Source organism: Spirosoma pollinicola (assembly GCF_002831565.1).
Lineage (GTDB): Bacteria > Bacteroidota > Bacteroidia > Cytophagales > Spirosomataceae > Spirosoma > Spirosoma pollinicola.
Map to the genome: position 1 here is coordinate 6,268,538 of NZ_CP025096.1, position 22,129 is coordinate 6,290,666.

Annotated in this window: 17 protein-coding genes; 12 read left to right on the top strand and 5 right to left on the bottom strand. The window is 43.4% G+C overall.

Annotated elements, in window-relative coordinates; translation table 11 throughout:
- Window positions 1-46 precede the first annotated feature (46 nt).
- Window positions 47-655, top strand: a complete 609-nt coding sequence (locus CWM47_RS26310) for a cytochrome c oxidase subunit 3 (protein ID WP_100991456.1) — start codon at window positions 47-49, stop codon at window positions 653-655.
- A gap of 99 nt (window positions 656-754) precedes the next feature.
- On the top strand, window positions 755-2,731 hold the full coding sequence (locus CWM47_RS26315) for a M1 family metallopeptidase (protein ID WP_170069452.1): 1,977 nt from the start codon (window positions 755-757) through the stop codon (window positions 2,729-2,731).
- 110 nt (window positions 2,732-2,841) lie between these two features.
- On the opposite strand, the gene CWM47_RS26320 is transcribed toward CWM47_RS26315, so the two are convergent.
- The 4 genes from CWM47_RS26320 to secA form a co-directional block, all read right to left on the bottom strand.
- On the bottom strand, window positions 2,842-3,780 hold the full coding sequence (locus CWM47_RS26320) for a 3-oxoacyl-ACP synthase III family protein (protein WP_100991458.1): 939 nt from the start codon (window positions 3,778-3,780) through the stop codon (window positions 2,842-2,844).
- 144 nt (window positions 3,781-3,924) lie between these two features.
- Window positions 3,925-5,049 carry a glycosyltransferase gene (locus CWM47_RS26325; protein WP_100991460.1) on the bottom strand — a complete coding sequence of 375 codons (1,125 nt, stop codon included), beginning with the start codon at window positions 5,047-5,049 and terminating at the stop codon, window positions 3,925-3,927.
- Window positions 5,046-6,128, bottom strand: a complete 1,083-nt coding sequence (locus CWM47_RS26330) for a hypothetical protein (RefSeq protein ID WP_100991462.1) — start codon at window positions 6,126-6,128, stop codon at window positions 5,046-5,048. The genes CWM47_RS26325 and CWM47_RS26330 overlap by 4 nt, the downstream gene beginning before the upstream one ends.
- Before the next feature lie 105 nt (window positions 6,129-6,233).
- Window positions 6,234-9,626, bottom strand: coding sequence for a preprotein translocase subunit SecA (secA, locus tag CWM47_RS26335; RefSeq protein ID WP_100991464.1), 3,393 nt, complete (start codon window positions 9,624-9,626; stop codon window positions 6,234-6,236).
- Between the two features lie 241 nt (window positions 9,627-9,867).
- Between secA and CWM47_RS26340 the strand changes: the two genes are divergently transcribed.
- The 8 genes from CWM47_RS26340 (at window position 9,868) to CWM47_RS26375 (ending at window position 19,589) form a co-directional block, all read left to right on the top strand.
- Entirely contained in the window at window positions 9,868-12,267 is a 2,400-nt protein-coding gene (locus tag CWM47_RS26340; protein WP_100994060.1) for an SLBB domain-containing protein, read from the top strand.
- 20 nt (window positions 12,268-12,287) lie between these two features.
- Window positions 12,288-13,388: a GNVR domain-containing protein gene (locus CWM47_RS26345; RefSeq protein ID WP_100991466.1), complete on the top strand. Its 1,101-nt coding sequence runs from the start codon at window positions 12,288-12,290 to the stop codon at window positions 13,386-13,388.
- Window positions 13,385-14,341, top strand: coding sequence for a GDP-mannose 4,6-dehydratase (locus CWM47_RS26350; RefSeq protein WP_100991468.1), 957 nt, complete (start codon window positions 13,385-13,387; stop codon window positions 14,339-14,341). Before CWM47_RS26345 ends, CWM47_RS26350 begins: the two co-directional genes overlap by 4 nt.
- Window positions 14,342-14,475: 134 nt before the next feature.
- Complete coding sequence (locus CWM47_RS26355; protein ID WP_100991470.1) at window positions 14,476-15,789, top strand: flippase; 1,314 nt, start codon at window positions 14,476-14,478, stop codon at window positions 15,787-15,789.
- Between the two features lie 25 nt (window positions 15,790-15,814).
- Complete coding sequence (locus CWM47_RS26360; RefSeq protein ID WP_100991472.1) at window positions 15,815-16,546, top strand: FkbM family methyltransferase; 732 nt, start codon at window positions 15,815-15,817, stop codon at window positions 16,544-16,546.
- Window positions 16,539-17,492, top strand: a complete 954-nt coding sequence (locus CWM47_RS26365) for a nucleotide-diphospho-sugar transferase (protein WP_100991474.1) — start codon at window positions 16,539-16,541, stop codon at window positions 17,490-17,492. The genes CWM47_RS26360 and CWM47_RS26365 overlap by 8 nt, the downstream gene beginning before the upstream one ends.
- Before the next feature lie 102 nt (window positions 17,493-17,594).
- Window positions 17,595-18,488: a hypothetical protein gene (locus CWM47_RS26370; protein WP_100991476.1), complete on the top strand. Its 894-nt coding sequence runs from the start codon at window positions 17,595-17,597 to the stop codon at window positions 18,486-18,488.
- A gap of 3 nt (window positions 18,489-18,491) precedes the next feature.
- Entirely contained in the window at window positions 18,492-19,589 is a 1,098-nt protein-coding gene (locus tag CWM47_RS26375) for a glycosyltransferase family 4 protein (protein WP_100991478.1), read from the top strand.
- A gap of 23 nt (window positions 19,590-19,612) precedes the next feature.
- Here the strand turns inward: CWM47_RS26375 and CWM47_RS26380 are convergent, their stop codons facing one another.
- Window positions 19,613-20,401, bottom strand: a complete 789-nt coding sequence (locus CWM47_RS26380; protein WP_240625481.1) for a glycosyltransferase family 2 protein — start codon at window positions 20,399-20,401, stop codon at window positions 19,613-19,615.
- 47 nt (window positions 20,402-20,448) lie between these two features.
- Here CWM47_RS26380 and CWM47_RS26385 point away from each other — a divergent pair, with 47 nt between their 5' ends.
- Window positions 20,449-21,201, top strand: a complete 753-nt coding sequence (locus CWM47_RS26385) for a glycosyltransferase family 2 protein (protein WP_100991480.1) — start codon at window positions 20,449-20,451, stop codon at window positions 21,199-21,201.
- Between the two features lie 48 nt (window positions 21,202-21,249).
- Complete coding sequence (locus CWM47_RS26390) at window positions 21,250-22,116, top strand: glycosyltransferase family 2 protein (protein ID WP_100991482.1); 867 nt, start codon at window positions 21,250-21,252, stop codon at window positions 22,114-22,116.
- Window positions 22,117-22,129: the final 13 nt, after the last annotated feature.

A 22,129-nucleotide genomic window follows, 5' to 3' on the forward strand; every position in this document is an offset into this window, starting at 1 on the left:
CTGTTGCCGTACCAAACCCGTAAACAGACTACCATAAACAGATTAAATGAGCAATATGCTAACGAAACGGCGCGAGCCGTTCCGCTTTATGGTGTGGCTGGGAATAGCCAGTAGTATTATGATATTCACAATGCTGCTGGTAGCCTATGTGGTTCGTCAAACCGGACCGGGCTGGACCACAGCGAAGCTGCCCAATGTCTTCCTGATCAGCACGGGCGTTATTCTATTAAGCAGCTTTACACTTAGAAATGCCATCCAGGCATTTCGACATGAGCGTTTTAATAGTTACCGAACCAATATGGCGACCACCTTTGGGTTGGGTATTCTGTTTGTTACACTTCAGGCCTGGGGATGGCGCCAGATGATTCGGGCTGGCATCGAATTGGAAGGTAATCCCGCCGGCGGATTCATTTATATTATATCGGGGGTTCATCTGCTTCACATCCTGGTTGGTCTTGTTCTCCTGGCAATTCTCCTGGCCGAAGCCATGCGCCGTCGGCTCTATGTCGACTCGTTTGTCTATAGCGTGAATCCACCCAACTCACTAAAAATTAAGCTTATTACCTTGTATTGGCACTTTGTCGATATACTCTGGCTGGGCCTGTTTGCGTTTTTAGCGATTCATCATGGTCTCGATTTAAATCTAACGCTGTAATCCTGTCTAAAAAAGACCTCGTCGATAAACGGTGGTTATCTGATTTCGCGTCTTTCTACCGTTATTTGTTTACTGTAAAGTCTGTATTATTTATACTTCATGAAAAAAATCGCTCTCTGGGCAGGATTATGGGCATTGTGCCTGACATCCTTTGCCCAAACTGCTCCTTCGTCAACATCGGCGCCGGGGTCAAAATATGACCCGCTGGCTCTTTTTCACCCCTTGTTTAACATGCAGCCCGGTAACGACTATCGTACCGGCAGTGGTGCTCCCGGCCCACGATACTGGCAGAATCGCTCTGATTATCAGATTAACGTAGCGCTTGACGATCAGCAAAATACGATTACCGGCGAAGTGACCATTACGTATAAAAACAATTCGCCCGAAACGCTTTCCTATCTGTGGCTTCAATTGGATCAAAACGCCTTTAGTGATACCTCACGAGCGTCTAAAACGACGCCTGTGTCGGGTGGGCGTTTCGGAAATCTGGGTTTTGCGGGAGGATTGACCATTACGAGTGTAACCGTTGAACATGACAAAGGAAAGTTTTCGGCTATGCCTTACACCATTACCGATACCCGGATGCAGATTCGTCTGGCAGAACCCGTAAAAGCCAGTGGCGATGTGGTGAAGGTAAAAGTTGCTTACTCGTTCAAAATTCCGGAATATGGCTCCGACCGGATGGGCCAGTTGAAACGGAAAGATGGAATCATTTACGAAATAGCCCAATGGTATCCGCGTATGTGTGTTTATGACGATATCGAAGGCTGGAACGTACTGCCCTATTTAGGTGCAGGCGAGTTTTACCTCGATTATGGCGATTATGAATACACCATTACCGCCCCCTGGGATCATATCGTTGTAGGGTCGGGCGAGTTACTGAACCCAACCGACGTGCTGACTGCCGAGCAGATGAAACGGCTGGAGCAGGCTCGCAAAAGCGATCAGACCGTTATTATTCGGGGTAAGGATGAAGTGACCAACCCAAACAGCCGTCCGAAAAAATCGGGTACGCTTATCTGGAAATTCCGTTGCCTGAATACGCGTGATGTGGCCTGGGCATCGTCGCGTGCGTTTGTCTGGGATGCGGCTAAAATGAATCTGCCAAGTGGCAAACCTGCCCTTGCACAGTCTGTTTACCCAGCCGAAAGTGCCACAAATGATTCGTGGGGCCGTTCGACAGAGTATGTGAAGGGCTGCCTTGAATTCTATTCAAAATACCTCTATGAGTTCAGTTATCCGGTAGCGACCAATGTGGCCGGCATCGTGGGTGGTATGGAGTATCCCGGCATTGTGTTCTGCGACCACAAAGACAAGAAAGATGCACTTTGGGGTGTAACAGACCATGAGTTTGGCCACAACTGGTTCCCAATGATCGTGGGAAATAACGAGCGTAAGTTTCCGTGGATGGACGAAGGGTTCAATACCTTTATAAACACGCTTTCAACGGCTAACTTCAATAAAGGTGAGTACAACCGGGAACGGGGAACGATGCATGACATTGCGCCTGCCTTGTTCTACCCCACCGAACCAATCATGACTATTCCTGATGTACAGCAGCCTCGTGCATTAGGCATCTTAGCTTATTACAAACCGGGCATGGGCTTGAAGTTACTCCGTGAGGTCGTTCTTGGTGCGGATCGTTTTGACTTTGCTTTCAAAAATTACGTTAGCCGCTGGGCATTCAAACACCCAACCCCCTACGATTTCTTCCGGAGTATTGAAGACGGTGCCGGTGAAGATTTGGGCTGGTTCTGGCGTGGGTACTTCTACGAAACCTGGAAATTAGATCAGGGTGTGCGTGATGTGAAATATGTGGATGGTGCCGCCGATAGAGGCTCATTGATCTCTATCGAAAATCTGGAGAAATTAGCCATGCCGGTAACCATTGAAGTAACCGAAAGCAACGGCAAAAAAGGCCGTGTAAACCTGCCCATCGAAGTATGGCAGCGTGGTGGCACCTGGACATTCAGATACAATTCGACTTCGGCACTAAAAACTGTGGTTCTTGACCCCGATGAAAAACTGCCGGACGTCAACAGCAAGAACAACACTTGGCGCGCTGAAGCGCAATAGGATTTAGTGTAATAAGTGTATTAAGTGAAATAAGTCAGTAAGTGGCTGGCGCGAAAGCAGTACTCGCGCCAGCCACTTACTGACTTATTTCACTTAATACACTTATTACACTAAACTTCCACCAGCATTGCTCCGTACGAGTAGCCTCCGCCGAAGACGGTGATAACAATATGCTGGCCTTTTTGGAACGTATCCCACTGCTCCGAAAGGGCAATGGCACAACCGGCGCAGCCTGTATTGCCGTAGTGTTGGATGTTTGAAATCAATTTCTCTTCCGGCAGATTAAGCGTCTTCATGACGTTGCGTGAGATGCGCAAGTTCGCCTGGTGAGGCAAAATATAATCGACATCAGCTAAAGTCAGCCCGCATTTTTCAAGTACCTGTAAACTGGCCTTGGGCATATACTGGCAGGCGTTAATGAAAACATCCCGGCCATGTGGCATAGTAACGCCCCCGTCGGCAGGCCGCATCATCACCCCGGTAGTTGCTTTGGGCGTATGGGCCGCTCCGCCGGTTATCAGGGCTTTTATGTCGAAATCGTCTTCACTCTGCCGTTCTTTGGTAATCAATAAGGCAGCCGCCCCATCACCCCATAAATGCCCTGAAATCGTATCTGTTTCGTTGTAATAAAGCGTATTGTGCTCCGATACAATGACGAGTGCACGACTGGCTTTATTCAGCGCGAAATAACCTTCTACCAGCTCTATGGCGTTCAACAGTGATGAACAGGCCGTCGAGATAGAAATAACCGGAATATCGGCAATGCCAAGATAATGCTGGGCTTCATGCGCAATAGAAACGATGGTATCGTAAGGCGTGTAAGTACCTCCCACAATCAGATCAACAGTAGTCAAATCAGCCTTATCCAGTAGCCGTTGGACAACCTCAACCGTCATCGTATTCGTATTCTCACCGGGAGCGGCTTTTCGTCGCTCCACGATCCCTGTGCGCTCGATAATCCATTCGCTGGATAGACCGTTGAGCTGCGTAAAATGTTCATTGCCGACTATCTGCGAGGGCAGATAATGGCTTACTGCATGTATGTACATCAGGCAAAATAAGTAGGGATAATCCGGGTATAACCCGAATTAATACCTAAAGTTAAATCCTTCCGGGAAAACGTGGTATTGGGCATTAGAACAATACCAAAATGTATTGAATTTATTACAATTATTGTATCCTTTCCAGCTAATTTAGTTGCTATGCAGGATGAGTTCGTAAAAATTCAACAGTTTGTGCGCTTCACTGGTCCAGTTATAAGAATGCTCAACGGCTTTCTGGCCACGTTGGCCCATTGCCTGCGCTTCATTAGGGTGTTCGATTAAATACGATAACGCGTTTGCCACCTGTACCGGGTCATAAGGTGATACGCAAAAGCCGCACTCATGTTCATCAATGATGTCACGATAAAGAGGAAAATCGGACGTGATGACGGGAAGGCCAAGGGCCATATATTCAAACAATTTTGTTGTGTAGGATTCAGGATAATCACCGACGGGTTTTAGTAGGGCCAACCCAGCCGTTGCCCCGGCAGCATATGACAGGGCAATTCGTTGGTCTGTATAGTCGTAGAAGCGGAGATTGTCACGTACTTGGGCAAAATGAACGAGCTTTTCCAAATTATCATTCGTAAAGGTACGCTTACCAAACAGATGCACAATAAATTGGGGATAGGTTATTTTTAAGTTAGCCAAACTGGCAACCAGCGTATCGACGGCTCGTTCGAAGCTGAGCAAACCAATATAAAAGAAAGCTGGCTCCTCCTTATTAGGGGAATAGGAGGTTTGAAAGGGGGCCAGAAAGGCGAGTAAAGGATAATTATAAATCACCACATGGGCCTTGGCAAGTTGCGTATACGTGCTTAAATAGCCGTGCTCAGTGAAGACAAAATAGAAATGCCGCCGGGCAGCCTGATCAAACCATCGAAATGACTTTTCTAGTATATAGCCTTTGTTGACTGTTTTTAAGTGAATTTTCTTGTGCAGATTTTCCTGTACCTCATAAATCACGCTGGCTCCGAAAAACCGGAATACATAAGCAAACGGAATAAATTCCGGTACATAAACATGAACGAGCCGGGGACGCAACCATAGGCACCGAATCAGAACAAGGGGGCAGGTAATAAGCACACGCCAGATAACCCGACGAAAATAAGGTAGCCAGATGAAGTGAATGTCAGGCGCAATAGCTGCGTTGGCATGGGGCAGAGCACAGAAAACATCGTACGGTTCGGCAAGCGTTTGGCATTGTTTGAACACTATACGCGGGTCCTGGGCTGGGTGGGCCGTGCTAACATGCAAAACGCGGATTTTTTTCATTTAATGACCCCCAAACTACGCAACTCAGCGTCAATCTTTTGATTCCAGCGTTCCTGAGCAACCTGATTGATACTATGGTTCGTCTCTTCGTCGTATTGAGTTTGTAATTTGTTCATTTCCCGGTAAGACTCAAGAAACTGGTATTGGGTAATGCTGTTGTAGTCTTCCAGTGTCAGGCTGTCGGGGTGGATTTTTCGCTTGAATCGCTCCACAATGATTTTTGTAATGTCGAAATGTCGCTGTTCGTGATTTAATGCGTAAGCGTTTTTGGCATCGGGCCGTCCCCACGAAGAAGGCTTCAGCATGTAGGCTTTCGCGTTTAGGTTCAGAATAATGACGCCATCTTTTACCGTGCTCTTGCCTTCATACGAAAAACTGGTAAACACTTCGGCGGCATAATGACTGCCTTTGCGTGGCTCCGACTGAAAATCGGCCCAAGTCAGTTTGCGGGCGGGGTTGTAATGAACCGTATCGTCGTCGGTAATTCGCGTGTCGTCGATGAAGTTGATTTTCAAGCTTCTGGCCAATTTCTCGTTTCGGCCGCTCTCTCGCTTCATATACTCATTCAGACTGCGTATCGAAGCCACTACTGCCTGCCGAATGGTAGGCTCAACAACATCCAGATGGCCTAATGGACGGGTATAGGTGGCGCTTCCCTGATAGTCGGTCAGGCGGGTGCTTGTTGTGGCACCGGCATCGTTTTTGTCCAACAACTCAAACGTAACCGCAAACGTAAACTGCCCCGATACGCGGTTACCAGAAGCCGTTTCGGTTATGCGGCATTGCCGAACGCGCATCGCAATGGGCCGTAATGCTTTGTTCTGCTTTAACCCCTGATCAATAAACTGCTGGAAGCTGGCAGCTACGCCTTTTTCCAGATCGACAGGTTGTGGCGACTGGTTAAGAACTAACGCTAGTCGGGCAACCGGCCCCCGGTCAGGACGCTGGTCAGTAACGGCGGCAATGTAAAATTCTTTCGGGCTAAACGGGAATGACTCAGAACGGAGCCGTATGGGGTCGGTGGCTGACGGGAAGGCGAAAGTTCCGACTAAAAACAGAGCAAAAAAAAGGTTATTCATCCTGTCTTAATAACGACTTGTGAGCGTAAATAGTACAGCCATAACCATACCAAAACGCCCTCCGAATAGACAATCCGGAGGGCGTTTTATCAAAAAACAATAGTATCAGTCAATCAGCATTGCCTTACCACTTTCAACGTCATTTTCAACAGTTTTGAATTTGACATCGCGTTTAACAGAGCCATCTACATACTGAACGTTGACGCGGGCGTTACGATCTAATTTAGCGACGCGTACGGGTGCCTGACGCGGTGGCATTGGCGGAGCACCGGCGCCCATGGCGTTGTTTTCGGCCATACGACGGGCATACTCTTCGGGGCCGGTAGCCAGGTGATCGTCGTCAAAGTCTTCCATGTTTGTATGGAGCTGTGGCTGAGGCTGTGGACGCTGTTGCGCCGGGGCCTGACGAATTTCCTGCTGAATATCTTCCTGTTCCTGCGCCGGAATGTCGGCTTTGGTCAGGAAGCTGATCGTATCGAAGTTGACCTTATTTAGGAAACGCTTGAATAACTCAACCGACTCAAACTTATAGACCAGTAAGGGGTCTTTTTGCTCAAAAACAGCGTTTTGTACCGACTGTTTCAGATCGTCCATTTCGCGAAGGTGTTCTTTCCATTCCTGGTCAATCACCGACAGCGTTACGGCTTTTTCCATTTCGGTCACGATGTCGCGAGCGCCTGATTCAACAGCTTTACGCAAATCAGAAACAACCGTCAACTCATGAAGACCATCCGAGAACGGAACAACGATATTTTTAATCTGGTGTCCCTGATCTGTCAGAACCTGTGTCAGTACAGGCAGCGCTTTCTCAGCGATGGCATGGTTCTTGGCCTGGTAATTCGCTTCGGCTTCATCATATAACCGACGAATCTGATCCGGCTTTTTCAAGCGGTTAAACTCTTCAGGCGTAAGAGCGGGCGAAAGGCCAAGCGTCGTTAACAACTGGAGCTTGATCTCTTCGTAATTACCTTCGGCATTGTTAACCGTTTCTTCTACTACGTCGTAGGTAGTGTTGGCAATATCGAGCGGCAACCGGTCTCCGAACAGCGCGTTCCGACGGCGTTTGTAAATGGCTTCGCGCTGGTAGTTCATGACATCGTCATATTCCAGCAGGCGTTTCCGAATGCCAAAGTTGTTTTCCTCTACTTTCTTCTGAGCGCGTTCAATCGACTTTGTGATCATCGAGTGCTGAATCACTTCGCCTTCTTCCAGACCCATTCGGTCCATCACTTTGGCAATCCGTTCCGACCCGAACAGGCGCATCAGGCTATCTTCCAGCGAAACGAAAAACTGCGACGTACCCGGATCACCCTGACGACCCGCCCGACCACGTAACTGCCGGTCGACCCGGCGCGATTCATGACGCTCGGTACCAATGATGGCCAATCCGCCTGCTGCCTTCGATTCGGGTGTTAGTTTAATATCGGTACCACGACCAGCCATGTTGGTAGCAATTGTAACGGTACCGGAGAAACCTGCAGAAGCCACAATTTCGGCCTCGCGCTGGTGGTATTTAGCATTTAAGACCTGGTGCTGAATCTTGCGCAACGTTAACAGGCGACTTAGTAACTCGGAGTTTTCGACCGAAGTTGTACCGACCAATACAGGGCGACCTTTTTCGACGAGGCTTGTAATCTCATCGACAACGGCATTATATTTTTCGCGAACCGACCGATACACTTTATCTTCTTCATCTGCCCGGCTAATGGCCCGGTTCGTTGGAATAACGACGACGTCCATTTTATAAATCTGCCAGAATTCTGACGCTTCCGTTTCGGCCGTACCGGTCATACCCGCACGCTTGTGGTACATCCGAAAATAGTTCTGAAGCGTAACGGTGGCGTATGTTTGCGTAGCATCTTCAACTTTCACGTTTTCCTTTGCCTCAACCGCCTGGTGCAGACCATCCGACCACCGGCGACCTTCCATGATCCGGCCCGTTTGTTCATCAACGATCTTCACCTTGCCGTCCATAATAACGTACTCGGTGTCTTTCTCAAATAAACAGTACGCTTTCAATAACTGATTGACGGTGTTAATACGCTGCGTTTTAACCGCATAGTCACGAACAACAGATTCCTTGTGCAGAATTTTTTCCTGCTCCGAGAAGTCGCTGTCTTTATCAATGGCGTTCAGATCGATTGACAGGTCGGGCAGAATGAAGAAGTGAGGATCTTCGCCTGAGCCGGTGATGTAGTCAATTCCTTTCTCGGTCAGGTCGATACCGTTATGCCGTTCATCGATGGTGAAATACAGGGGCGCATCGGCTTCCGGCATCAACTTCTGGTTTTCGGCCAGATAGATCGACTCCGTTTTTTGCAAGAGTGCCTTGTTTCCTGTTTCGGTCAAAAACTTGATCAGAGGCTTGTGCTTCGGCAAGCCACGATAGGCGCGGAATAAGGACAAACCGCCTTCTTTTTCATCGCCAGCCGCAATTTTCTTTTTTGCATCGTTCAGGTAGTCGTAAACTAATTTACGCTGCGCTTCAACCAGACGAGATACGCGAGGCTTCAGTTCAATATAATCCTGTTCATCGCCACGGGGCACCGGTCCACTAATAATGAGCGGTGTTCGGGCATCATCGATCAGAACGGAGTCAACTTCATCCACCATCGCATAATGGTGTTTGCGCTGAACTAACTCACCCGTTTCGCGAGCCATATTGTCGCGCAGATAATCGAAGCCGAATTCGTTGTTAGTTCCGTAAGTGATATCGGCTAGGTAGGCATTTTTGCGTTGTTCCGAGTTCGGCTGGTGTTTGTCGATGCAGTCTACCCGCATGGCGTGGAACTCAAACAAAGGAGCCATCCATTCGGAGTCACGCTTAGCCAGGTAATCGTTGACCGTCACGATGTGCACTCCCCGACCGGCTAAAGCGTTCAGGAAAGCGGGGAAGGTCGCCACAAGGGTTTTACCTTCACCGGTGGCCATTTCGGCAATTTTGCCCTGGTGGAGTACAACGCCCCCAATAATCTGAACGTTGTAGTGCACCATGTCCCACTTGATAGGCGAACCGGCAGCATCCCAGGTGTTTGCCCAATGGGCCTGATCGCCGTCAATAACCACGTTTTTCTTCCGGGACGCAATCTCCCGGTCGAAATCAGTAGTCGTTACGGTCAACTGTTCATTTTCGGTAAACCGACGGGCTGTTTCTTTGACAACGGCGAATGCGCGAGGCAGAATGTCGAGTAAAACGCGCTCCAGTTCAGTATTTCGATCTGCTTCGAGCTTATCAATTTGGTTGAAAACCCGCTCTTTCTCATTAACATCTACATCAGGATTGCTGACATGGTCGTTAAATTCGGTGAGTTGCGTATCAATATCCGCCAACTCCTGAGCAATATGGGCTTTCAATTCGGCCGAAACCCGACGTAGTTCGTCGTTGGAGAGGTCTTTTAGTAGCGCAAATTCGGCATTCACCTTTTCAACGTAGGGTAACAATTCCTTGATATCCCGTTGCGATTTGGTTCCGAAAAATTTAGCTATTAGATTAATCATATTGTCGTTAATAAGTAGTCGTCAATGGTCTGTCGCAGTGGTCAATAGTGGTTAAGGTTTGCCTGTCTACACGAATCTATTGACTGACCAATCGACTTTTTTTATGCAAATTTAGTGCATTACCACCGGACTACAATCTAAGAGCTTTAGCGTGTAGACACTCAATGATTAAATGGGACCGGTGTTTTCAAAGGAATGCATTACTTTTGCAGTTCAAATTTTGGCCCAATCGCCATTGTTTATGTTTATTAAGGACAAATTGTCACGTTTTAGTTATCACATTCGCCCTTACCAAGTTATTTTCCTGTTGTTTTTGCTGACAGGCTCATATCAGGCTATTGCTCAACGACCTCGTTCTCGGGTTGACCAGTTGAGTGATGAAGATGTACAAAACTTCTATCGGAAGGCTCAGGCAAGTGGGTTAAGTGAGGTTCAAATCGAGCAGGCTGCCATGTCGCAGGGATATACGCTTGATGATATCGCCAAGATGCGTAAACGTATCGCCCAGATTCGTACATTAACCTCATTGCCGCAGAATAACCTTCCGCCCGAAAGCTTTAAAGGCAGATCACTCCCATCTGACCTGTCGATGCGCGCCGATTCAGTTGCGCCCGACTCGATGCGCAGAGATACAAGCCGTAAGCTTAAGGTTTTCGGCGCATCATTGTTCGAAAATGCCAAATTGTCATTTGAGCCAAACCTGCGTATTGCTACACCCCGTAATTATGTGGTTGGGCCGGACGACGAAATAAGTGTTGATGTCTCTGGTGCGTCGACAGGTGCCTTTCAATTAAAAGTAAGTCCGGATGGAACTGTAAAAGTGCCTGACTTAGCACCGATCTTCGTTAGCGGCCTAACCATTGAGCAAGCGGAGCAACGGATTATTGCCCGATTACGGCAGGGGGGCTATCAGGGGTTAGGCAAGCCGGGAAGCGGAACCAGTGCTAACGTAAGCTTGACTAATATTCGCAGTATCCGGGTCATTCTGGTTGGCGAAGTTGTCAGACCGGGAACCTACACAATTACATCATTGGGAACCGTGTTGAACGCGCTCTATCTGGCAGGCGGTCCTAATCCTGAAACAGGTTCATTTCGGAAAATTCAGATTATCCGGGGGAATCGCGTAGTTCGAACACTCGACTTATACGATTTTATTTTACGCGCCGACCAACGTAATAATATCCGTTTACAGGATCAGGACGTTATTCGTGTTGCCGATTATGAGACGCACGTTGAACTAACCGGACAAGTGCGCCGACCAGCTATTTTTGAAGTATTGCCCGGCGAGACATTAAAGACTTTGCTGAGCTTTGCCGGTGGCTTTGCTGATGATGCGTATCGGGCGTCTATTACGCTTCGGCGAAATACGGCCCGCGAACGCCGGATCGTTACAATTACCGAAGAGCAAATTGCTGGTTTCGTGCCACAGCGAGGGGATAAATACAATGTTGGAAAGATTCTGGAGCGTTATGAAAACCGAATCCAGATTGCAGGTGCCGTTATGCGCCCCGGTGATTACTCCCTTGAACCAGGATTGGAAACTGTTAAGCAATTAATTAGTCGTGCCGAAGGACTCCGAAAAGATGCCTTCACCAATCGGGCAACAATTGTTCGGGAGCGCGCCGATATGGATAGGGAAAATCTATCCTTTGACCTAGGTAAACTTCTTCGGGGTGAAATAACCGATATTCCCCTGCAAAGCCAGGACAGCCTGACCGTATTATCTATTCGGGATCTCCGCGAAGACTTTTACGTTACTATTGAAGGGGCTGTTAATCGACCCGATACCGTCAAATTTGCTGCCAACATGAGCGTTGCCGATCTCATTGCTCAAGCTGGGGGCTTCGAAGAAGGGGCTAAGCCAAACCTCATCGAGGTAGCCCGACGAATTCGACAGGATTCTGTAGGAATTCGTACAACAATGCTTGAAATTCATCGATTTGCTGTTGATCGGAACTTGCAAATCTCACCAATGGAAATTGGCTCGGGTACTTCGCCGGAATTTCGGCTTCAGCCGTTTGATATTGTATATGTCAGGACATCCGTCAATTATGAGCCACAGCGTCAGGTTATGGTATATGGCGAAATTATGCAACCCGGCAATTATGCCATTGCAAACCGACAGGAGCGTATTGGCGATGTAATAAAGCGAGCAGGTGGCCTTAAACCTGAAGCCTATTTGGCAGGTGCCCAATTCCGGCGAAATGGACAATTGATCGGCAATGACCTTCGCAACCTTATTGCTGATCCAGGAGTCGAAGAAAACTTATTGCTTCAGAGTGGCGATACGTTATATATTCCCCGGCGCTCCGAAATCATTACGATACAGGGAGCTGTTTTGAACCCGGCATCAATAAGTTACAAATCGAGCTATTCCTTTGATGACTATATTAGTGAAGCGGGTGGTTTTACGGATAATGCCCGGAAAAGCAAAGCGTATGTTAACTATCCAAACGGGCGCAAGGATCGGACACGTAGCTTCCTATTCTTTTCCTCAAGACCCCATGTCGAGCCAGGGTCAATAATTACTGTGCCCTTTAAGCCGATTGATTCGAATCGGTTGAGTGCTGCCGAACGGATTGGCATTTTATCCTTGCTGACAACTGTGTCTATCGCGCTTATCAATATTATTCTTCGTTAAAGAGCACTTTCTAGTTCAATATGTCAGTTACGGAAGCAGCAGGTAGGAAAGAGATAGAGAATGACGAAATTGAAATTCGGCTGAGCGACATTGTTCAGTTTTTAAAGGAAAGCCGTCGCCGAATACTAATAGCTGCTATAGCTGGGCTTGTTGTCGGGGCTTTATATGCCTTTGCAAAGCCAAATATGTATACTGCACAAGTAACAGTTATGCCCGAAATCCAATCTAAAGCTGCTGGCTTGGGTGGCCTGGGCTCACTGGCCGGACTGGCAGGTATTGATATTAGTGGTGCCGCTGGTGGAGGTGTAGATGCTATTCGTCCGGATATATATCCAGATGTTCTGAAAAGCATACCATTTGTACTCCATCTTTTAAATCAGCCCGTGTATTCCGAAAAGTTGAAGGCAACTATGACATTTAAGGAATACAGGGAACGCATAGGCAAAGAAGGGTTTATGAGCTGGATAACAGGTGGATCGTCGGATAGTAAAAAGGATCCTGAAAATGGGAAACTTGATCCAAAGAACTTTAGTCAGGCCATTCAGCTGACAAAAGAGCAGGAAGAGTTAGTTAAAGTAATCCAGGCGAATGTTACCGCCACTTATGATAAAAAAACGGGTATCCTCACACTTACGGCTACTGAACAAGATCCAGTTGTAGCGGCTACAGTGGTCCGACTGTCGCTCGAATATTTAACCAACTATATCACAACTTATAGGACGGAGAAAGCTCACAAACAGGTTGATTTTTTGACGCAACGAGTAAGCGAAGCAAAGGGTCGATACCAGTCAGCCGAATATGCCGTATCTGCGTATCGTGATCGTAACAGAAATTTATTTTTGCAAACGGCCAAAATAGATGAACAACGGTTACAGGCTGATTATTTGCTTGAACAATCTGTTTTTAATGAGTTATCCAAGCAATTAGAGCAGGCCAAAATTAAAGTACAGGAAGAAACGCCGGTCTTTAAAATATTAGAACCAGCAACTGTTCCTTTGAGAAAAAGTGGTCCTAAACGAACCTTTATTATGATAGGATTTGCTGTTGCAGGTGCATTTATCTCACTGCTAATCCTTGTTTTTCGACGCTTTTTACGTAGTTACTCTACACATGCTGCATGAAAATAGCCTTGATTTGTGGAGTTTCTGGTCAGGATGGAGCCTATCTGGCCAAGTTATTACTCGATAAAGGATACCAAGTGTATGGTGGGTCGCGCGATGCCCAGATGGCTTCGTTTAACAACTTAAGTAGACTTGGTATCCGGCAGGATGTAAAGCTGGTATCAATTAGCATCAACGATTTTCGGAGCGTACTACAGACGATTCTGAAAGTCAAGCCAGACGAAATTTATAATTTGGCTGGACAAAGTTCGGTTGGTTTGTCATTTGAGCAACCCGTTGAAACGCTTGAAAGTATAAGTATTGGTACACTGAACCTGTTGGAAGCCATTCGTTTTAGCAACCTGCCAATTAAATTTTATAATGCAGGTTCCAGCGAATGTTTTGGTGATACAGGCAAACTGGCCGCCGACGAATTAACGCCTTTCAGACCTCGTAGTCCGTATGGAGTCGCTAAAGCAGCTGCCTTCTGGCAGGTAGCCAATTACCGAGAGGCTTACCAAATCCAGGCAAGTACTGGTATTTTATTTAACCACGAGTCGCCCTTACGGCCCGAACGGTTCGTTACGCAGAAAATCGTTATGGCTGCCAGCCGAATTGCGGCTGGCAGCAAAGAAACTTTGATATTGGGAAATATCGACATCGCGCGTGATTGGGGATGGGCACCCGATTATGTAGAAGCAATGTGGCTGATGCTGCAGAAAGAAAAGGCAGATGACTATGTGATTGCTACGGGTGAGACGAACAAACTGAGAGACTTTATTCGTGTTGTGTTTGAAACCCTTGATCTGAACTGGCAGGAGCACGTTCGCACAGACCCGGCTTTCTTTCGGCCAACCGATATTGCCGAAGGTCATGCAAACCCTACGAAAGCTAATCATCAACTAGGATGGAACGCCCGGTACACCATGGATGATATCGGGCGATTAATGGTTGAAGCTCGAAGAGTTAAATAGTTGTAAGCTTGATAATAAATGACAAGAACTATAATAAAGTTAATAATAGGGGTCTATTAATCAATCAGTTGTCTTATAGGTCGGTCTCAAAACCTCTCTATATCTAAATTTTATTAATTATCAGGTAGTGTACAATGCGGAAAATCTTAGCAAATATTGGCTGGATATTTTTTGACAAAATCTTCCGCATGGCGATTGGGATGTTAGTTAGTTTATGGATCGCTCGTTATCTGGGGCCAGCAGAATTTGGGGTATTAAATTATGCAACCCTTTTTCCAACGATACTAGCTGCTTTTGCTGGCTTTGGCCTGACAAATACATTGATGGTCGAGTTTGTGTCAAACAATGGTAATCCTTTGGAGCAACGAAGATTACTTCAAACGGGATTGTTTATAAAGCTTTTGGCTGGCTGTTTAATGTATGGCCTAAGTTGTTGTCTTAACTACATTCTCAATCGGGATAATCCACAACTATTTTTTTTAATTAATGTAACTGGACTAATTCTCATCCTGCAAAGTTCGGATATAATTGATACCTATTTCCAATCTCAAACAAAAGCAAAATTATCTGTTGTTGTAAAATTGATCTCCTTTGGGCTAGCCTCTATTATTCGTGTTTATGCCTTGCTAACCAAGCAAGGTATACTGTTTTTGGCACTCATTAACATAGCCGAAATGGTTATTGTATATGGATTAATTGTTGGCATTTACCAAAACCGGATAGCTAAAATTGCTTCCAATTTTCGACAGGCAATTAGCTATGAACTGATAGGGCAGTTGCTACGCATATCTTGGCCTATTATGATTACAGAATTTTTTGTATTTGTTTATATGAAGGTGGATCAATTTATGATTGAATCTTTATCTACAGACAAAGAATTGGGCCTGTATGGTGCCGCGTTGCGATTATCTGAGACATGGTATTTTATTGCAATCGCTATCAACACATCTTTTTATCCAAAAATTGCTGAATCCTGGTCAGTCAATAAAGAAAAATTCTACAAACAATATCAGGAATTGATCAATGTACTAACATACATAAGTATTGCTCTGGCCATATTTGTAAGTCTTTTTTCACATCAGCTAATCGATTTACTTTATGGAGCGGATTATGAACATGCTGCTATTATTTTAAGTGTGCATATTTGGGCCGGTGTATTTGTTTTTACCGGTGTAGGAACAAATAATTTGATGATTATTAAGAATCTACAAAAATTTGTTTTAATCAAAACAATCGCTGGAGCTTTTATAAATGTTTACTTGAATTATCTGCTAATTCCAGAGTTTGGCGCACTGGGTGCTTCTATAGCTACACTTATCGCTTATGGGTTACAGGCGTATGTGCTGAATTTGTTTTTTAAGCCAGCCAGAACTGTATTTAATTTGCAATCAAAATCATTCATCAACTTCCTTACATTACAACGGCCTATGACAGTCAAAATTAGTTGACCAAGTGCGCTACCTGTTTATTAAAATGAAGACACTAAACTGCTTGTTCAAACAATTTTCAATTAGTTATGCCATTCGTTTTGGCTTACTGGAATATGTTCGTAGGTTTTTTAATAAAAACGCATACCTGGCTTATTCTCAAACTGGCGAAGATATTATTATAAAAAATATTCTTGAGTCAATCACAAATGGGTTTTACGTTGAAGTTGGTAGTAACGAGCCAATTCAGCATTCTAATACCTTCGGTTTATACCAACAGGGCTGGAAAGGGATAACTGTTGATGCTAACCTTAAAATGGTTAACATGCACAAAACGATTCGCCCAAATGATATTGCTATTTGTGCCGCTGTTTCGGATGAGGAAAAAGAAGTAACTTTTTATGAATTCGATATGGATGAAATCAGTACGATCGACACTGACTTCTACGATCGACATAAAGATACACAGCGTGTTAATCGTCAAACTACGCTAAAAACGAGAACTCTAAATTCAATAATTGAAGAGAACTTACCCCCTTCCACATCAATCGACCTATTGTCGATTGATGTGGAAGGGCATGATTATAATGTGTTGAATTCGATTGATTTAAAGAAATTCAGGCCAAAACTCATTGTTATTGAAATGCATTCTTTTGATCTGGTGAACCCTTTACTCAATCCGATATACAGTAAAATGGCACAAAGTAACTATCGCCTGGTGGGGTATGCCACCTGGAATGGGTATTTTATGGCTAATGAATTTGGTGTAAATGCATAATGAGACTAATCTAAACAGCGATCGGGGATTCAATACACCTGTTTTGCTTATATTATTCAACCGGCCAAAGCATGCTCGGCAAGTGTTGGAGCATATTAGGGTAGTTAAGCCTGCACAGCTTTTTGTCGCTATTGATGGACCACGTACAGGGGTTGATAAAGACATAGAGGGCGTTCAGCAGTGCCTGGATTTATTGGATGAAATAGATTGGCCCTGCAAAGTAGTCAAACTCATACGGGAGCATAATTTGGGTTGTAAAGTTGCTGTAAGCCAAGCTATAGATTGGTTCTTTAACCAGGTAGAGCAGGGTATTATTCTGGAAGATGACTGCCTTCCAGATAGTACTTTTTTTGATTTCTGCCATACGCTTCTAAAGAAGTATGCCAGTGAAGATAAGGTTATGCATATTGGCGGCTGCAATCTGTATAAAGGATTGACATGGGGAACAGACTCCTATTTTTTTACTAGCATTCCTCATATCTGGGGATGGGCAACTTGGCGAAGAGCCTGGAAGCAGTACGATGTGAGTATGAAGGAGTATGCTGCTTTTGAGCAGTCAGGTAAACTAAACAGCATTACGTCAAATGTGGGATCTCGCAGATTCTGGAAACGATCATTCGATGATGTATATGCGGGACGTGTTGATACTTGGGATTACCAATGGGTATTTACAATCTGGCGTTGTGAAGGAGTCTGTATAACACCGAATCAAAACCTGGTTTCTAACATTGGTTTTGATCAGACGGCAACTCATACTACGACAGATTCCGAAATGGCCAATATTCCCACAATTCCGATGGATGTCAAATCGATGAGATTTCCAGATAAGCCTGAACTGAATCACGAAGCTACAGAATTTGCAATGGGTCGCTTTTTTCAGTTTCCTACATGGTGGGCAAGAAAGTTTACCAGACTGCAGCAGTTAGTAGGAGTCAAAAGCCTGTAAATCACATTCATAATTAGATAGTTGTATATTAAAATGCTACAACTTGTTTGAACTAAGTTGAAAGATAACTCAGTAAAATTGACAATATCTGCCTGATAAAATATGACACTCTTAAAGAAAATTAAGAATATTATTCAAGAGATTAAACGATCTAAACAGGATAATTTTGAAGTCCGTTTCCTGATGGGCAGTATGCTTGCAAAAAACAGCAGTCAGGCGAAGTCAATAAAAGAGGCAGAATTTAAGGTATTTTCGCAATTTGGTGATGATGGAATTATACAGTTTCTATTAAATAGAATACCCATCAAGGTCGATAAATTTGTTGAGTTTGGTGTTGAAAGTTACGAAGAATCAAATACGCGCTTTCTATTGATGCATGACAACTGGCAGGGACTTGTTATCGATGGTTCACCAGACAATATTGCTTACATTAAAAACGATCCTATATATTGGCGATATAATTTAACGGCTATAAGTTCATTCATTACGGCTGAAAATATAAATCAGTTACTACAGGAAAATGGGTTTAGCGGTAAAATAGGCATCCTTAGTATAGATATAGATGGTAATGACTATTGGGTATGGCAAGCAATTAACGTTTGCGATCCCGACATAGTTGTTATTGAATACAATAGTTTGTTCGGCTCAGAACGGTCTATAACTATTCCATATAAACCTGACTATTATAGAATGGACGCCCATTACTCGGGATTGTATTTCGGAGCATCACTCCAGGCACTTTGCGACTTGGGGAAGCTGAAAGGGTACGCTCTCGTTGGTTGCAACAAAGCTGGTAATAATGCATATTTTGTTAAAAATAATTTGGTAAGTGAACTGCAGGTACTTTCGCCAGAAGAAGGGTTCGTACATGCTCGCTTTAGAGAAGGAAGAGATAAAGAAGGAAATTTGACATTTGCTAACGAACCGGAAAGAAGGAAAGAAATCCTTGGTCAACCGGTTGTAAATGTCAAAACAGGATTAACTGAAACATTCTAGAACGTGAAAATCTTCTTTGACCATCAAGCATTCAGTCTTCAAAATTATGGTGGTATATCGCGCTATTTCTGTGAACTGATTAATGGAATAAATAGCTCAGACATAAATAATGCACACCTGTCATTACTATGGTCTAATAATGCACACGTGAAAGAATATGGCTTGTCAGGACTTACCTACCCTCTTCCTGGAAAACACAGATTACTTAGCACTTCTAATAAACTATTCAACATTGTTGATGCAAGATTAAACAATTACGATATTTATCACGCAACATACTTTGATGATTTTCTGGGTAATTTAAATACCAAGAAACCTCTCGTGACAACGTTTTATGATATGACTTATGAGCGCTTAGCTCATAAATTTTCTGACCTGTCACAGGATAAATCAATAAGTGAAAATAAAAGAAAGATAGCAAAAAGCTCTGCACATTTAATAGCTATATCAGAAAGTACAAAAAACGATATGGTAGAATTGCTGGGTGTAGCACCTGAAAAGATTAGCGTAATCTATTTGGGAAGTTCATTTGTTAATGAGGCAAATACTTCCGAAAAAGAAAGTTTCAAATCTGATAAACCCTATTTATTATACGTAGGTAATCGTAATGGATATAAGAATTTTGAAACATTTATAAGAGCATCTTCAGGTATACTGATTAAATACGATGTAAAATTAATTTGCGCAGGCGGTGGAGTTTTTAGTTTGGAAGAACAGGATTTATTTAAATCCTTGTTTGTGTCTGACTTGGTGGAATATTCTCCAGTAAATGATAAAATATTGCCAAAATTGTACAAAAGTGCTATATCCTTTGTATTCCCATCTTTATATGAGGGATTTGGCATACCTGTCTTGGAGGCATTTTCATGCGATTGTCCGTGTGTTGTAAGTAACACAAGCTCATTGCCGGAGGTAGCCGGAGAGGCTGCATTTTATATAGATCCACTCAGTGAAGACTCAATAGCTCATGGTATAGAGAGGGTAATAACTGAACCTAGTTTACGGGCAGAGTTGGTGAAAAAAGGCAAAGATCGATTAAAGCAATTTTCCTGGGACAACACAGTCCGGCAAACTGTTGAGCTGTATCAGAAACTGGTTTAGAATTGACGGAGAATTAATAGAATCTAAATATTGAATTTAATACGAACCTTATCAACAACCGCTAATGTACGAGCCTTCCACAGCGGAAGAATATTATTTTTAGCTTTTGCTCTATACGTTTCATCTATAGCTTTTTTCAATTGACTGGCACTGACTCCACCAGTTCGCATACGAACGGTTGCTACAGGCACAAAATCAGCTTTCAAATTCTCCTTTGCACGTAGGAGCAGCTCGTAATCTCCAGATATTTTGTACGTGCTGTCAAAGTAACCATATGTCTCAAACAGGCTTCTGGCATGAAAACATCCTACATGGCCTGTCGTCATATTGATTTTGAACTCTTGCCATTTCCACATGCTGCCTATAGTACGTATAGGCGCCAGTTCTTCAGTAACCAGTTCAATATATGAGGAAAGAAAATCAAGTCGATGGCTATTCTGATGCAACAGGATATGATTTATATAGGATTCGAACGCGTATTCATATAGAACATCATCTGCCCCTACAAAAGTGAACCAGCTGCCGGTTGCTACAGCTATACCTTTATTCCAGGCATCGTAAATGCCCTGATCAGGTTCGCTTACCCAGTAATTTACTTTGGTTCCATAAGATTCAATAATCGACGTAGACTTGTCTTTGGATAAGCCATCTATAATGATTAACTCAAAATTCCCGTAACTTTGTGACAATATGCTCGAAATACACTGTTCAAGGTATTTTTCGGCATTATATACAGCAACAATTACACTAATTCGTGGCCCTATTCCACTTTGCATGTCGTGGCGCTGAAGCTGATTATAAACGATAGACATAATCACTGAGAAGAGAAAAAAAACACAAATGTATAATAGGAAATTCGATGCAATTGGCAAAAGAAACAAGTAAACCGCTTATATCCATCATTGTACCGGTATTTAATGCTGTTATTTGTCTCGAAGCAGCTCTTGAAAGTATCGTAAATCAAAACTACAGTAATTATGAACTCATTATTATAGATGGTGGCAGTACCGATGGATCATTGACTGTAATTGAAAAATTTAAGGATAAAATTAAACTATGCATCAGCGAGGTAGATAGCGGTATTTATGATGCTATGAATAAAGGAATTGATAGAGCTGAAGGGGAGTGGTTGTATTTTCTAGGTTCTGACGATGAATTAAGTCCTGACATTTTGGAAAAGATAGTCCCATTTCTAAACGATAAATACAAGATAGTTTTTGGCGACGTAGTTTTTGACAATGGTTATCGAATGCAATCTTTTTTAGGTTATAGAACTCTACTGCAGAATACACTACATCATCAAGGAGCATTTTACAGCAGAGAAAATTTCACCTCTTTTAGATACGACAACTCCTTGAAGATATTGGCCGATTATGAATTAAACCTTATTAATTATGTAAAAAAACTTCCTGTATTACACATCCCTGCTATAATTGCTCGTTGTAATTCTGGAGGTACCAGCAGTCAATTATCCCAGTCACTTTTCGAGACGAACATGGTTAGGAAACGCCATGTTGATGGCAAGCTAAAAAATTTATTACTAACCTTATCATTAAACTTATACTATACACAAAAAATGATAAGACGAGTTTTGTATGGCCACAAAGTATAACTCATATTAAGTAGTATTTTATATTAGCGAGCACGAGACCCATTTATAATGAGTGCATCAAAGCGAATTGATTTAACTGACATTGCAGGCGTTGTCGTTTTATATAACCCGGATGATCAGTTTTTTGAAAATATTAAAACTTATTTACATCAGGTTGATAAGTTATACGTTGTTGATAACTCTGACAAGCCAGCAATAAATGTAAGCCAGTACATTGGTCAGATATCTAAAATACACTATATCAACAATGAGGATAACAAAGGCGTAGCATATGCTTTAAACGTGGCTGCTCAAGCTGCTATAAAAGATGGATATTCTCATTTACTTACAATGGATGATGATAGTAAAGCTCCTGTTGATATGGTAGAGAGTATGATTAGTTTTCATAATAAATACCCATATTCTAACAAACTTGGAATTATTTCTGTATCACATAGTAAACCATTGAAACATGTAGAGTATAAAAAAGTTCTTTTTACAATGACATCTGGTAACATAGTTAATTTACATGCTTATCAGAAGGTAGGTGCTTACAATGAAAAGCTATTCATAGATCATGTTGACCATGAATTTGGAATAAGGCTTAACCTATTGGACTATGAGATAATTGAAATTGCTGACGTTAAACTTAATCATAGACTGGGTACAAGTAAAAGTATTTACTTGCTTGGCTATAAATATAATTTTGTTTCGCACAGTCCACTGAGGTTGTATTATTTTACTAGAAATGGACTTTACATAATCAATAGTTATGTATTTTCTGCTCCTTTTTTTTGTATGAAAATCTTGAAGTTGGTAATAATTGAATCACTAAAGTCCTTTTTACTAGATGATGATAAAAAAAATAGATTCATCTATCTAATTAAGGCTATAAGGGATGCACTATCTAAGAATTTGGGAAAGATAAATGTGTGAATCTTTACCTTTC